This window comes from Brachybacterium fresconis (assembly GCF_017876515.1).
In the GTDB taxonomy this organism is placed as follows: domain Bacteria; phylum Actinomycetota; class Actinomycetes; order Actinomycetales; family Dermabacteraceae; genus Brachybacterium; species Brachybacterium fresconis.
This window is the reverse complement of record NZ_JAGIOC010000001.1, coordinates 1,720,918-1,732,763: the sequence shown is the minus strand read 5'-3', so window position 1 is coordinate 1,732,763 and position 11,846 is coordinate 1,720,918. Positions and strand designations below refer to the sequence as shown.

12 protein-coding genes and 2 tRNA genes are annotated in these 11,846 nt (G+C 68.5%); 10 read left to right on the top strand and 4 right to left on the bottom strand.

All coding sequences use genetic code 11. The features are described from left to right. The first annotated feature begins 42 nt into the window (after window positions 1-42). Both JOF44_RS07965 and JOF44_RS21120 read left to right on the top strand, forming a co-directional pair. A tRNA-OTHER gene (locus JOF44_RS07965) sits at window positions 43-152 on the top strand. Window positions 153-308: 156 nt separating this feature from the next. Continuing rightward, window positions 309-707 (top strand): hypothetical protein, encoded by a 399-nt coding sequence (locus JOF44_RS21120; protein ID WP_209889479.1) that lies wholly within the window; start codon window positions 309-311, stop codon window positions 705-707. A gap of 140 nt (window positions 708-847) precedes the next feature. Here the strand turns inward: JOF44_RS21120 and JOF44_RS07955 are convergent, their stop codons facing one another. From JOF44_RS07955 to arsB, 3 genes are read right to left on the bottom strand one after another with little or no spacing between them, the layout of a single operon-like run. Beyond that, window positions 848-2,185, bottom strand: coding sequence for an NAD(P)-binding domain-containing protein (locus JOF44_RS07955; protein WP_209889476.1), 1,338 nt, complete (start codon window positions 2,183-2,185; stop codon window positions 848-850). 23 nt (window positions 2,186-2,208) lie between these two features. Beyond that, on the bottom strand, window positions 2,209-2,637 hold the full coding sequence (locus JOF44_RS07950; RefSeq protein WP_209889474.1) for an arsenate-mycothiol transferase ArsC: 429 nt from the start codon (window positions 2,635-2,637) through the stop codon (window positions 2,209-2,211). A 23-nt stretch (window positions 2,638-2,660) separates the two neighbouring features. Then, window positions 2,661-3,752, bottom strand: coding sequence for an ACR3 family arsenite efflux transporter (gene arsB, locus JOF44_RS07945; RefSeq protein ID WP_281067086.1), 1,092 nt, complete (start codon window positions 3,750-3,752; stop codon window positions 2,661-2,663). Between the two features lie 81 nt (window positions 3,753-3,833). Here arsB and JOF44_RS07940 point away from each other — a divergent pair, with 81 nt between their 5' ends. From JOF44_RS07940 to JOF44_RS07925, 4 genes are all read left to right on the top strand, one after another. Further along, complete coding sequence (locus JOF44_RS07940) at window positions 3,834-4,199, top strand: ArsR/SmtB family transcription factor (protein WP_209889472.1); 366 nt, start codon at window positions 3,834-3,836, stop codon at window positions 4,197-4,199. A 28-nt stretch (window positions 4,200-4,227) separates the two neighbouring features. Next, window positions 4,228-4,659 carry an arsenate reductase ArsC gene (locus tag JOF44_RS07935; RefSeq protein ID WP_209889471.1) on the top strand — a complete coding sequence of 144 codons (432 nt, stop codon included), beginning with the start codon at window positions 4,228-4,230 and terminating at the stop codon, window positions 4,657-4,659. Window positions 4,660-4,755: 96 nt separating this feature from the next. Beyond that, window positions 4,756-5,064, top strand: a complete 309-nt coding sequence (locus JOF44_RS21115) for a three-helix bundle dimerization domain-containing protein (protein WP_342591702.1) — start codon at window positions 4,756-4,758, stop codon at window positions 5,062-5,064. A 364-nt stretch (window positions 5,065-5,428) separates the two neighbouring features. Beyond that, window positions 5,429-5,538: transfer RNA gene (locus JOF44_RS07925), tRNA-Asn, on the top strand. Between the two features lie 38 nt (window positions 5,539-5,576). On the opposite strand, the gene JOF44_RS07920 is transcribed toward JOF44_RS07925, so the two are convergent. Further along, window positions 5,577-6,395: an IclR family transcriptional regulator gene (locus JOF44_RS07920; RefSeq protein ID WP_245348894.1), complete on the bottom strand. Its 819-nt coding sequence runs from the start codon at window positions 6,393-6,395 to the stop codon at window positions 5,577-5,579. A gap of 168 nt (window positions 6,396-6,563) precedes the next feature. Here JOF44_RS07920 and JOF44_RS07915 point away from each other — a divergent pair, with 168 nt between their 5' ends. The 4 genes from JOF44_RS07915 (at window position 6,564) to JOF44_RS07900 (ending at window position 11,715) form a co-directional block, all read left to right on the top strand. After that, window positions 6,564-7,193 carry a 2-dehydro-3-deoxy-6-phosphogalactonate aldolase gene (locus JOF44_RS07915; RefSeq protein ID WP_209889468.1) on the top strand — a complete coding sequence of 210 codons (630 nt, stop codon included), beginning with the start codon at window positions 6,564-6,566 and terminating at the stop codon, window positions 7,191-7,193. Beyond that, a complete protein-coding gene (dgoD, locus tag JOF44_RS07910; protein WP_209889466.1) occupies window positions 7,190-8,338 on the top strand; it encodes a galactonate dehydratase in 1,149 nt (382 codons plus the stop codon). The genes JOF44_RS07915 and dgoD overlap by 4 nt, the downstream gene beginning before the upstream one ends. Window positions 8,339-8,425: 87 nt before the next feature. Beyond that, window positions 8,426-9,835 (top strand): GntP family permease, encoded by a 1,410-nt coding sequence (locus tag JOF44_RS07905; RefSeq protein ID WP_209889464.1) that lies wholly within the window; start codon window positions 8,426-8,428, stop codon window positions 9,833-9,835. Window positions 9,836-9,996: 161 nt separating this feature from the next. Next, the gene (locus JOF44_RS07900; protein WP_209889462.1) at window positions 9,997-11,715 is read left to right on the top strand and encodes a hypothetical protein; all 1,719 of its coding nucleotides are present in this window, start codon (window positions 9,997-9,999) and stop codon (window positions 11,713-11,715) included. Window positions 11,716-11,846 lie beyond the last annotated feature (131 nt).

Sequence of the window (11,846 nt, the reverse complement as noted above, 5' to 3'; positions counted from 1 at the left end):
GAGCATGACAGCAACGCTGACAGCAACGCGGTGGCGATCGGCGGGCTCGGTCCAGCTGCGCGAGTACCCTGACCTGCTAGGACCTGGCTGGCTACCCGTGTCCAGGCGGACTTTTAATCCGCGGGTCGCGGGTTCGATCCCCGCCGGGCCCACCCTGGTCAGAGCCGCGTTCCTGGTTCCGCGTACCGCCTCGAAATGAGCGATGACAGCAACGCTGGCAGCAACGCGGTTCGACGTGTAGTGCCGGGCGCGGCCGCAACGGCAATGGGAGGCCTCCGTGGACCTCGGAGCTCCAGTGATCAGACCGGATGAGTGAACGAGACCGGCTTGCCTTTGGCGTGGGCATACGAGGTCTCTCTGCTCGTGGACTCGCCGATGTAACCGCCTGGGTTGCCGACCAGAACTCGATCGGCCAGGTCGATCTTGCGCAAGTGGAGCGCGTCCAACATGCTCTTCTGCTCATCGGAGACCGCCCCGTCCGTCTCGCCTGCTTCGCCCGGGGAGACAACAATGGCACCAGCGAAGGTCGGGTCACGGTTCGCCTCACGCAACTCCTTAGCGAACGGGACCAGTTCGACTACGCCGGATACCCGGACATCGTGATCATCGATCTCGCTGCCGCCGATATCTGGGACGCCTCCACCGTCGCGAGCCTCGACGCCGTCCAGTCCAAGTACTCCGCCCGCGGCAAGGAAGCACGCATCTAGGCCTCGACGGCGCTAGCTTCCAACGCCTGGAGCGCCTTTCTGGCAAACTCGGCGATGGCCACTGAGGCAGTCAGAACGTCCGCCTTCTGGCAGCACTGCAGCGGAGCGACTGGGAAACATGCCGCCCCGCTGCGGAGTCATCAGCCGGCGGAGAGCTCGATGAGTTGCGGGCTGCTGCAGCAGGCGTCGGCGGCTGGGGCGGGGGCGTCGCAGCTGCCGCCGAGGTCGGTGGTGCACACGCCGGTCTCGGGCAGTTCGAGGTGGACCGCGTCTGCTGCGTCACGATCGCCGGCCAATGCAGCGGCGATGGAGCGGACCTGTTCGTAGCCGGTGGCCATGAGGAAGGTGGGGGCGCGGCCGTAGCTCTTCATGCCGACGATGTAGAAGTTCTTCTCCGGGTGGGCGAGGACGCGTTCCCCGTGGGGTTCGACGGATCCGCAGGAGTGGAACTCGGGGTCGATGAGCGGTCCCAGCTGTGCGGGCGCCTCGACGGCCAGGTCCAGGCTCAGACGCAGCTCAGAGAGCATGCCAAGCTCGGGACGGAACCCGGTGGCCGGGACCAGCACATCGACACTCACCTCTCGTTCCCCGTCCGGGGTCACCGCGTGAACGGTCAACGCGTCCTCGCCGGTGAAGTGGGTGATGGTGAACGAGGTAAGAACTTCGATGCGTCCGGTGTCGACCAGTGTGCGCAGTCGGGTGCCGAGTGCCCCGCGTGCTGCGAGTTCGTCCTGCTCTCCTCCGCCGTAGACGCGAGTGAGGTCTGCGGTGCGGGCGGCCCAGATGATCGTGGTGGCAGCGTCCAGTTCTGCGAGGTCCAGCAGGGTGTTGGCGGCCGAGTGGCCGGTACCCGTCACCATGACGCGCTTGCCGGCGACGCGTTCGCGATCACGGCCCTGCACGTCGGGCAGTGGCGGCGTGATGCGACCCGCGGCGAGGGCCTGTCGTTCACCGGGAGCGAGGAGCCCGGCCTGGCCCAGCGGGTTGGGAGTGGACCAGGTGCCGGACGCATCGATGACAGCAGAGGCAAGGACGTCTTCGCTGTGCCCGTCGGTGGTCTCGATCCGGACGAGGAAGGGGGTCTCCTCGCGGCGTGCGGTACGGGTCTTGTCGACGCCGGCGCGGGAGACAGCGGTGACACGTGCGTCGTAGCGGATCGACTCGGCGAGCTGAGGAAGCTGAGCGAGGGGCTCGAGGTACTGCTCGCGCAGTTCGTGACCGGTCGGCAAAGTATCGGCGTCGGGGGCGGTCCAGCCGCTGGCTTCGAGGAGGCGCTGAGCGGCAGAATCGAGGTTGTGCTGCCACGGGGAGAACAGACGGGTGTGCCCCCAGCCGGTGATCGCCGCTCCGGCTGCGGGCCCGGACTCAAGGACGATGAAGGGCAGGTCGCGCTCGTAGAGGTGGGCGGCGGCGGCCAGACCGATGGGTCCGGCACCGATGATGACCGCGGGGTCCGAGGTCGTGGAGGTGGTGAGCATGGGATCTCCTAGGTGCTTGGGGGTCAGTTCGGGGACTGGGTGAGGTCGGTCAGAAGCGCGCGGACGTGGCCGTCGATGTCATCGCGCACCAGGCGCATGCGTTCCATCCCGTCGATGCCGCGCTTCGAGGGTTCATCGGTGTGCCAGGTGGTCACCGGAGTGGTCTTGCCCTCGACGGGTTCGATGACAGCTTCACCGCCGATGACGACCACCTGATCGACGTCGCGCAGCAGCTCCGGAGTCACCAGCTGCGGAACAGCGGAGGACATGTCCGCACCGATCTCGGCGATCGCCTCGGCGGACTGGGCGTTGATCGCGCTGCCGGGGCGGGTGCCGGCCGAGTGCACCTCGACGGCCTCTCCGGCGTGATGCCGCATGAGGGCGGCCGCCATCTGCGACTTGCCGCCGTTCTTCACGCACACGAACAGGACTGCGGGGCGCTTCGTGGTCATCGCGAGTTCTTCCTTCTGCTGGGTCATCGGGTGGGGACGGTGGAGTCGCCGGGGAAGAGCCGGCGGCCCATCGCGAGGGCGACGTAGACGAGGGCGACGAGGACGGGGACCTCGATCAGCGGACCGACGACACCCGCAAGGGCTTGACCGGAGGTCACGCCGAAGGTGCCGATCGCGACGGCGATCGCGAGCTCGAAATTGTTGCCCGACGCGGTGAAGGCGACGGTCGTGGACTTCGCGTAGTTCAACCCAATCGCCCGCCCGAGCAGGAATGCGCCGAGGAACATGACCACGAAGTAGACCAGTAAGGGCAGGGCGATGCGTGCAACGTCCCCTGGTGCGGAAAGGATCGCGTCGCCCTGGAGGGAGAACAGCAGCACGATCGTGAAGAGCAGACCGTACAGAGCCCAGGGGCCGATCTTCGGGAGGAACCGCTCCTCGTACCAGGTACGCCCCTTCGCCCGTTCCCCGATCACGCGGGTGAGGAACCCTGCGATCAGGGGGATGCCGAGGAAGATCAGCACGCTGAGGACGATCGCGCCGATCGAGAACTCTGCCGAGGTGGTCGGCAGGCCCAGCCACGAGGGGAGCGCCTGGAGGTAGAACCAACCCAGGGCACCGAAGGCGATCACCTGGAAGACGGAGTTGATTGCCACCAGCACCGCAGCGGCTTCACGATCGCCGCAGGCGAGGTCGTTCCAGATCAGCACCATGGCGATGCAGCGCGCGAGCCCGACGATGATCAGGCCGGTGCGGTACTCCGGGAGGTCGGCCAGGAAGATCCACGCCAGGGCGAACATCAGGGCAGGCCCGATCAGCCAGTTCAGCACCAGCGACGAGATCAGCAGACGCCTATCCGCGCCGATGCGGCGGGTCTCGTCGTAGCGGACCTTCGCGAGGACCGGATACATCATCACCAGAAGCCCGATCGCGATGGGGAGGGAGACGGAGCCGATCTTCACCGCCTCCAGAGCGGTGTTCAGGCCAGGGATGAACCGTCCCAGCAGGAGCCCTACAACCATCGCGGCCAGGATCCACACCGGCAACCAGCGATCCAGGAAGGACATCTCCTTCATCACGCGTGGCTGCTCCACGTCCTTGGTGGTCGTACTCATCAGTGTTCGGCACCTTCCATCGACGGATATCGATGCGAACGCTATGCTGTACATCGATGACTGTCAATGTAAGGTGAGGCCATGTCCACGACTACTGAGATCACTTCTGCCGGACTCGACGCGGGTCGCGAGACCGAGGAGTGCTGCACGCTGTCCGCTGGGCCCGTCGACATCGTCGGCGCCGAGAGGATCGCCGCACTGCTCAAGGCGCTCTCCGATCCGACGCGCCTCCGGCTCCTCTCCCACGTCGCAGCCCAGGGCTGCGATTCGGTCTGTGCGTGCGACCTCACCGAACCGCTCGGGATCAGTCAGCCGACCGTCAGCCATCACATGAAGAAGCTCGTCGACGCTGGCCTGCTCACGCGCGAGCAGAAGGGTCGCTGGGCCCACTACTCGGTCGTCCCGTCGGCCTTCGCTGAACTCCGCGCCTTCCTCGATATCGCCTGATTCCCTACTGCCTGCTTTGGAGATCCTCATGACCGCACGCCCCAGTGTTCTGTTCGTCTGTGTCCACAACGCCGGCCGCTCGCAGATGGCGGCAGGATGGCTGCGTGAACTCGCCGGTGACCGCATCGAGGTGCGGTCCGCCGGTTCCGCGCCCGCCGACTCGATCAACCCCGCGGCAGTAGAGGCGATGGCGGAGGTCGGCATCGACATCTCCCACCAGGCCCCGAAGATCCTCACCCCCGAGTCCGTCCAGGCCTCCGACGTCGTCATCACCATGGGCTGCGGGGATGCCTGCCCGTTCTACCCCGGCAAGCGGTACGAGGATTGGAAGCTCGACGATCCGGCCGGAAAGGGTGTCGCGGAGGTCCGCCCGGTGCGCGATGAGATCCGCGCACGCATCGAGGAACTCATCGCCAGCCTGCTCCCGCAGGACGCTCCGACCGCCTCCGCCCAGAGCTGAGGGTCGAGTGGCATCGCAGCGGGAGACCCTTCGCTCCTGAGCGCCGAGCACGTCCTCCACCGCATCGCTGGAGACCTCTCTCACCGCTTCACCGGAGTGCTCGCCGCCGAAACGGTCGACCGGTACGTCTTCGAGTCGTACACCGCTCTGGCTCGCACCTCCAAGATCACCTCGCACTTGCCGTCACTCACCGAGCGCTTCGCCCGCGACCGATTGGCCGCGCTCGCACAGTCCAAGGGAGCCGCCCCGCACGATGCCCCCGAAGTGCTGCTGGTGTGCGTCCAAAACGCAGGCCGCTCACAGATGGCAGCCGCACTGCTGGACCGCCACGCGGCCGGTCGAGTACACGTCGGCTCCGCCGGATCCACCCCCAGCGACTGGTGCACCCACGGGCCATGGAAGTGATGCGAGAGATCGGGATCGACCTGGCCTCCGCATTCCCCAACCCCTCACCGACGATGTCGTCCGCGCAGCCGACGTCGTCATCATCATGGGCTGCGGAGACGCCTGCCCCATTTACCCCGGCAAACGCTACGAAGACGGGGACCTCCGCGACCCAGCAGGCAGCACACTCGAGCAAGCACGCGAAGTCCGCGGCGAGATTGACGCCCGTGTCCGTCACCTACTGACCGAGATTCTCCGTGGATGGATCCACTACGCCTCACAGACTCTTCGCGAAGACGCTCAACGTATACAGCCTCGCGAGGGCCTCGGCGCTCAGACGTCTCTGGAGTTAGAGCAGTATCCGTGAGGAGTGGTGGCGTCGTTGGGGCCCGTTCCGGCAGGACGAACGCTTTGGCCTGCTAGGACCTAGCTGGCCACCCATGCCTGGACGGACTATTAATCCGCGGGTCGCGGGTTCGATCCCCGCCGGGCCCACTGAGGACGCATCGTGCCCGCTCTGGAAAGTAGGTCGGTCATCCCGTCGGACGGAACGGCGGGCGTGCCCCGAGGCCGATACTGATGTCGCGGGCGGCGCTCCCGACGATGTCGACCAGGGCCTCCATGCGCTCGGACGCCATGTACGGCGTCGTCGCGGACACGCTGATCGCGGCGACGATGCGTCCGTGAGCATCGCGCACGGGTGCCGCGACGCAGCGGATCCCGGGTTCGTTCTCCTCGATGTCCATGGCGATCCCGCGCCGAGCGTAGTGCGCCATGAGCGCGGGAAAGTCGGCGTGCTCGTCGCCGGTCGACGAGGGGCGGCAGGAGTGCGCCGCGTCCGCCAGGTGTTCCCAGCGGTCTGCCCCATCAAGCAGCAGCGCCTTGCCGATGCCGGTGCGGATGAGCGGCTCACGGCCACCCACCCGGGAGCGCATCGTGGCTCCCCGGCGGCCGTCGATCTTGTGCAGGTAGAACACGGTGTCGGCATCCTCGCACGCGAGATGGACCGTGTCCTGGGTGGTCTCGGAGAGCTGAGCCAGGACAGGACCGGCCACCTCGGTCACGGGATTCTCGGCGATGGCCGCACCGCCCCAGCTGATCAGTCGGCCTCCCAGGCGGTAGTGGCCCTGCCCGGTCTCGGCGATGATCCGCTCACAGACCAGCCCCTGCGCCAAACGGTGCGCGGTCGACTTCGTCAGGCCCGTTGCGGTCGAGATCTCCGCGAGAGTCCGGGCGCCGTCGGCCACGGCCTGCACCACAGCGAGTCCGCGCCGCAATGCCTGCGTCCCCCGGGGCGGATCGGGGGAATCCAGGGCGGGGGACCGGGAGGATGGCGTGCCGAGAGCAGACATGTCGCACATAGTAGGATGCCTTTTTACATGGTGGGACGCATTCCGGACGATGGCGCGATGCTTCCCCACGCCGCCGTGCTTGCCCGGGCCCCTGAGGGTGCCCCGGCTCGCCCGGGCCTCTGAGGGAACCGACGCCCCACCGCACCAGGCCAAGGAGCCGTACCCCGCATGAGCAACCAGCACACCGGCCTCATCGCCATCCTCCGCGGCCTGACGCCCGCCGAGGCACCGTCCATCGGCGACACCCTCTATGACGCCGGATTCCGGCGCCTCGAGGTGCCGCTGAACTCCCCGGAGCCGCTTAAGACCGTCCGTCTGCTCGCGGACCGGCTCCCGGAGGACGCCCGCGTCGGCGGGGGCACCATGGTGCAGGTCGAAGACGTCGACCGGGTCCATGACGCCGGCGGGACGCTCGTGGTCGCGCCCAACACCGATCCCGCGGTCATCGCCCGCGCCCTCGAGCTCGGCATGGAGCCCAGTCCCGGCGTCGCCACCGCCACCGAGGTCTTCACCGCCCTGCACGCCGGCGCCCGAGCGCTGAAGATCTTCCCGGCCCCGAGCGTCGGCATCCCCGGCATGAAGGCATGGTCCGCGACGGTCCCGGCCGACGCGCAGTTCCTGCCCGTCGGCGGGATCGACGCCGAAACGCTCCCCGGCTGGCTGGAAGCCGGAGCCGCCGGAGCCGGCATCGGAACCACCCTGTACACCCCCGGACGTCGGGCCGACGAGGTGCGCGCCGCCGCCGAGGACCTGATGCGCATCTGGGACCGGCACCACCGAGAGAAGGACCAGGCATGAAGATCACCGCCGTCACCACCTACCAGGTCCCGCCCCGCTGGGCCTTCGTGAAGGTCGAGACCGACGAGGGCATCGTCGGCTGGGGCGAGCCCGTCGTCGAGGGTCGCGCCGCGACCGTGTGCGCCGCCGTCGAAGAACTCTCGGACCATCTGATCGGCCAGGATCCCGCGAACATCGAGGACCTGTGGACCGTCATGTACCGCGGCGGCTTCTACCGCGGCGGCCCCATCCTGATGAGCGCGATCGCCGGGATCGACCAGGCCCTGTGGGACATCAAGGGCAAGGCGCACGACCTGCCCGTCCACCAGCTGCTGGGCGGTCGGGTCCGCGATCGGATCGGCGTCTACTCCTGGATCGGCGGCGACCGACCGGAGGAGACCGCGCGCCAGGCACAGGACGCCGTGGCCCGAGGATTCTCCGCGGTCAAGATGAACGGCACCGAGGAGATGCAGTTCATCGACTCCTGGGACAAGGTCACCAAGGCCGTCCAGAACGTCGCCACCATCCGCGAGACCGTCGGCGACGACATCGGCATCGCGGTGGACTTCCACGGCCGAGTGCACGCCCCCATGGCCAAGGTGCTGATCCGCGAGCTCGAACCCTTCCACCTGATGTTCCTCGAGGAGCCCGTGCTCAGCGAGAACATCGATGCGCTGCTCGAGACGATGCGGACCACCCCGACGCCGATCGCCCTCGGGGAGCGGCTGTTCACCCGCTGGGACTTCAAGCACGTGCTGGCCACCGGCGCCGTCGACATCATCCAGCCCGACCCGTGCCACAGCGGCGGGATCACCGAGACCCGCAAGATCGCCGCCATGGCCGAGGCCTATGATGTGGCACTCGCCCTGCACTGCCCCCTCGGCCCGATCGCCCTGGCCACCTGCCTCCAGATCGATGCCGGCGCCTACAACGCCTTCATCCAGGAGCAGAGCCTGGGCATCCACTACAACGAGGACAACGACCTGCTCGACTACGTCGTGGACCGATCCGTCTTCGACTACGTCGACGGGATGGTGGCGATCCCGACCGGAGCCGGTCTCGGGATCGAGATCGACGAGGAATACGTCACGGAGCGTGCTGCCGTCGGCCATCGCTGGCGCAACCCGATCTGGCGCCACGCCGACGGATCCTTCGCCGAATGGTGACCGTCGAGGACTGACCCGACCCCCCTCCCGTAACCACCGCTGCGGGATCCGAACACTGCTGGACCCCGTGTGATGAAAGGTGCCCCGATGGACTGGATAGAAGAGACGGGCTGGGTGAGCTGGCTCGGCGCCGGCGGGCTGATCACCGTCGCCGTCGTCGCCGTCTTCCTGCTGCTGTTCCTGGTGATGAAGCTGAAGGTCCACGCCTTCCTCGCGCTCATCCTCGTCAGCCTGCTCACGGCCGTGGCCGCAGGCATCCCGGTCTCCCAGGTCGTCCCGACCATGATCTGGGGCTTCGGAGACACCCTGGCCAGCGTCGCCCTGCTGGTCGCCATCGGAGCCATGCTCGGGGCGCTGGTCGAGACCTCCGGCGGCGCTCGCTCGCTCGCGGAGTTCATGATCAGGCTCTTCGGGGAGAGACGGGCTCCCTTCGCCCTGGGAGTGGCCTCCCTCTTCGTCGGCTTCCCGATCTTCATGGACGCCGCCTTCGTGCTGATGGTCCCGATCGTCTACGCCGTGGCGCGGCGACTGACCGGGAACCTGCTGGCCTTCGGCGTCCCCGTCGCCGCGGCGCTGTCCGTGATGCACGTGTACCTGCCGCCCCACCCGGGGCCTGTCGCCGCCACCGAGTTCCTCGGAGCCAACCTCGGCTATGTGATGATCCTGGGCCTGGTGCTGGCCTTCCCCATCTGGTTCATCTCCGGTCACGTGTGGGGCAAGCGCGTCGCGAAACGTCACCGCATCAACGTCCCGGACGCCGCCTTCGCCGGGCTCACCGGTGACGAGGAGGAGGTCGAGAATCCGCCCCGTGCGGGCCTGATCATCCTGATCCTGGTGCTGCCCCTGATCCTGGTCCTGCTGAACACCGGGCTCGACGCTCTCGGCTCCGCCGGGGTCGTCGATCCGGACGCCACCGTGGTCCAGGCGATGCGGATGATCGGTGAGGTGCCGATCGCCCTGCTGATCACCGTGCTGGTCACCGTGGTCCTGCTCGGCTTCCGCCGCGGCAGGAGCGGCAGCGCGCTCGAGAAGACCATGGACAACGCGCTCGGCCCCGTCTGCTCGGTCATCCTGATCACCGGCGCCGGCGGCATGTTCGGCGGCGTGCTGCAGGCGACCGGAATCGGCGACGCGATCTCCGGCTCGATGAGCGCGCTGGGCATCCCGCTGATCCTGGCGGCCTACCTGATCGCCGTCGCGCTCCGCGTGGCCCAGGGCTCGGCCACCGTGGCCCTGACCACCGCGGCCGCACTCGTCGCCCCCGGTGTTCTCGAGGGTGGCTACAGCCCCATCGAGGTGGCCTGCTTCGTGATGGCGCTCGCCGCCGGTTCCGTGTTCGCGGGCCACGTCAACGACTCCGGCTTCTGGATCGTCGGCCGGCTGCTGAACATGGACGTCAAGACCACCCTGAAGGTGTGGACCGTGCAGCAGGCGATCGAGTCCGTGGTGGCCTTCGCCCTGGTCCTGGTGGTGTACGGGGTCGTGAGCCTCTTCTGATCTGCCCGCGTGCGGCCGGCCGGTCTGCGGGTCGCGGGGGAGTGACCGTCGGGCGGATCGCCCCGACCTTCCCTGTCCTCCCGGCTGCGCGTCACCGGCTAGGCTCGTCAGCAGGGGTGCATGACCGCGCCACGAAGGCCGGCCGCGCGAGAGGGGCACGCATGTCGCAGACGAACTATCCCTACGGTGACGGGGGAAGCCCGAGTTACCCCGGCGGCGGTTATCCGGGTCAGAAATCCGGGCCGAACGGGTACGGCGAGGTGCCACCCGCGTCGTCACCGTTCGAGGGAGCATCCGACTCCGTTCCTCCGGGTCCGGCTTCCGGGCCATCGCTCGGTTCGGCGGCACCGCCCACCTCGCCCTCCTCCGCCGCGCCGGCGCCCTGGGCCGTCTGGGGCCCGTCGGCCTCGGCGGCGCCGTCGGGCGAGCCCGGGACGCAGGCGACGTCGGGCGCGCAGGGGACTCAGACGCTGTCCGCGGCGCAGGCCGGCGCCGCGCTGACGAAGGTCGGCATCGGCAACCCCCTCCCCACCTTCGCGGCGGGCGCGCTCGCCTATGTGGTGGCCCTCGGCGCCTCGCTGCTGGTGATCGTCTCGGCCGTCGTCTCCGTGCTCACCCTCGACACGGGGGAACTGACCGGGGGCGCCGCCGTGCCGACCGATGGCGCGACTTCCCCGTCGTCCGGCGGCGGGTGGCGCGGGATCGTGGGCCTGGTGGGAATTCCGTTCCAACTGGTCTCCCTCGCCTCCTTCGGTTCCTACGACGTCGACCTGAGCATGGGCTTCCTGGGCAGTGCCACGATGAGCTGGCGGGGACTGCCGCTGCTGATCACCGTCGCGATGGTGGCGACCGCCTTCTTCGCCGCCCGACTCATCCAGCGCCGCTGGGGTGCCGGGGGCTGGGGCGGCAACGGCGCGCTCGGTGCCCTGCTGTGGTCGGGGATCTCCGGGCTCGCCGCAGCGATCGTCGCCGTGACCGCCACGCGCATCACCGCGTTCGCGGTCGAGGACGACTCGCTCGGGGTATCGCTCTCGATGCACTCCGCCGGAGTGGACATGTTCGTCGGCACCTGGGTGCTCATCGGTCTTCCGCTGTTCCTGGGGCATGTCGCGGGGGGCGAGAAGCCCGCCTGGTGGCCGGTGGTGGCGGATCTCGCCGCTGCGCCCCGGCTCGCGATCGTCCACGCCCTGGCATTCGCCGTGCCGGTCGGTGCCCTGATGGTGGTGGGCGGAGCGATCGCGATGGTTCTCGAGGGGGACGGGCAGTCCCTGCTTTCCCTGGTCCTGTCACTCCCGGTCTGGGGGCTGACCGGCCTCGCGCTGCTGCCCGGGCTGGGGATGCTGACCGTGCCGATGCATCTGAACGCGCAGGGCGGCGTCGAGAGCTTCGGGATCGAGCGCACCGATGAGTTCCTGTGGTTCTTCGACCTGCCCTGGTACGTGTGGATCCCCATGGTGCTGATCGCTCTGCTGATGCCCGCGGTGGTGTCGCTGCTGTGGCACCGGGACCGCGAGATCGACACCGGGAACATCCTCGCGCTGGTCATCTCCTGGGCGGCGCTTCCGCTCGCCTACTTCGGATGCTCCGTGGTCCTGCTCGCGGTGGTCCGCGCCAGCATGCAGGTGCAGATGGGGATGATGGGCGACCTCGGGGTCACCATCGGCCTCGCCCTCTGGATGCCGCTGGTCGCGTTCTTCATCGGGCTGGTGGTCGAGGTGCTCGCACGGTTCGGTGCTCCGTTCGTGGATCGATTCGTGCCCGGGATGCTCGTGAACTGGTTCCGACGGTCGGCGCGGGCGCGCCGCGCCGACGGGACGCCGGACACGGGCGAGGCGCCCCCGGGCCGGGCGCCGGCCGCACCCTTCTTCCCGGGGGCATGACCGCGGAGCCGGCAGGGCGCTGATTCTCGGTGCCGTGGTCACATCCCGTGCGTGTGAGTCACCGAGAGTGATGGCCGGATACTCCCTCGCAGGTACCACCGCAACCCCTACTCCGGGCCGATGCGGAGCCG

Bases quoted from the DNA above. Each gene is read 5' to 3' on its own strand.
- arsB (WP_281067086.1), bottom strand. From the start codon at position 3,752: ATGAGTACGACCACCAAGGACGTGGAGCAGCCACGCGTGATGAAGGAG.
- JOF44_RS07940 (WP_209889472.1), top strand. From the start codon at position 3,834: ATGTCCACGACTACTGAGATCACTTCTGCCGGACTCGACGCGGGTCGC.
- JOF44_RS07950 (WP_209889474.1), bottom strand. From the start codon at position 2,637: ATGACCACGAAGCGCCCCGCAGTCCTGTTCGTGTGCGTGAAGAACGGC.
- JOF44_RS07900 (WP_209889462.1), top strand. From the start codon at position 9,997: ATGTCGCAGACGAACTATCCCTACGGTGACGGGGGAAGCCCGAGTTAC.
- JOF44_RS07905 (WP_209889464.1), top strand. From the start codon at position 8,426: ATGGACTGGATAGAAGAGACGGGCTGGGTGAGCTGGCTCGGCGCCGGC.
- JOF44_RS07915 (WP_209889468.1), top strand. From the start codon at position 6,564: ATGAGCAACCAGCACACCGGCCTCATCGCCATCCTCCGCGGCCTGACG.
- JOF44_RS07920 (WP_245348894.1), bottom strand. From the start codon at position 6,395: ATGTCTGCTCTCGGCACGCCATCCTCCCGGTCCCCCGCCCTGGATTCC.
- dgoD (WP_209889466.1), top strand. From the start codon at position 7,190: ATGAAGATCACCGCCGTCACCACCTACCAGGTCCCGCCCCGCTGGGCC.
- JOF44_RS21120 (WP_209889479.1), top strand. From the start codon at position 309: ATGAGTGAACGAGACCGGCTTGCCTTTGGCGTGGGCATACGAGGTCTC.
- JOF44_RS07935 (WP_209889471.1), top strand. From the start codon at position 4,228: ATGACCGCACGCCCCAGTGTTCTGTTCGTCTGTGTCCACAACGCCGGC.
- JOF44_RS07955 (WP_209889476.1), bottom strand. From the start codon at position 2,185: ATGCTCACCACCTCCACGACCTCGGACCCCGCGGTCATCATCGGTGCC.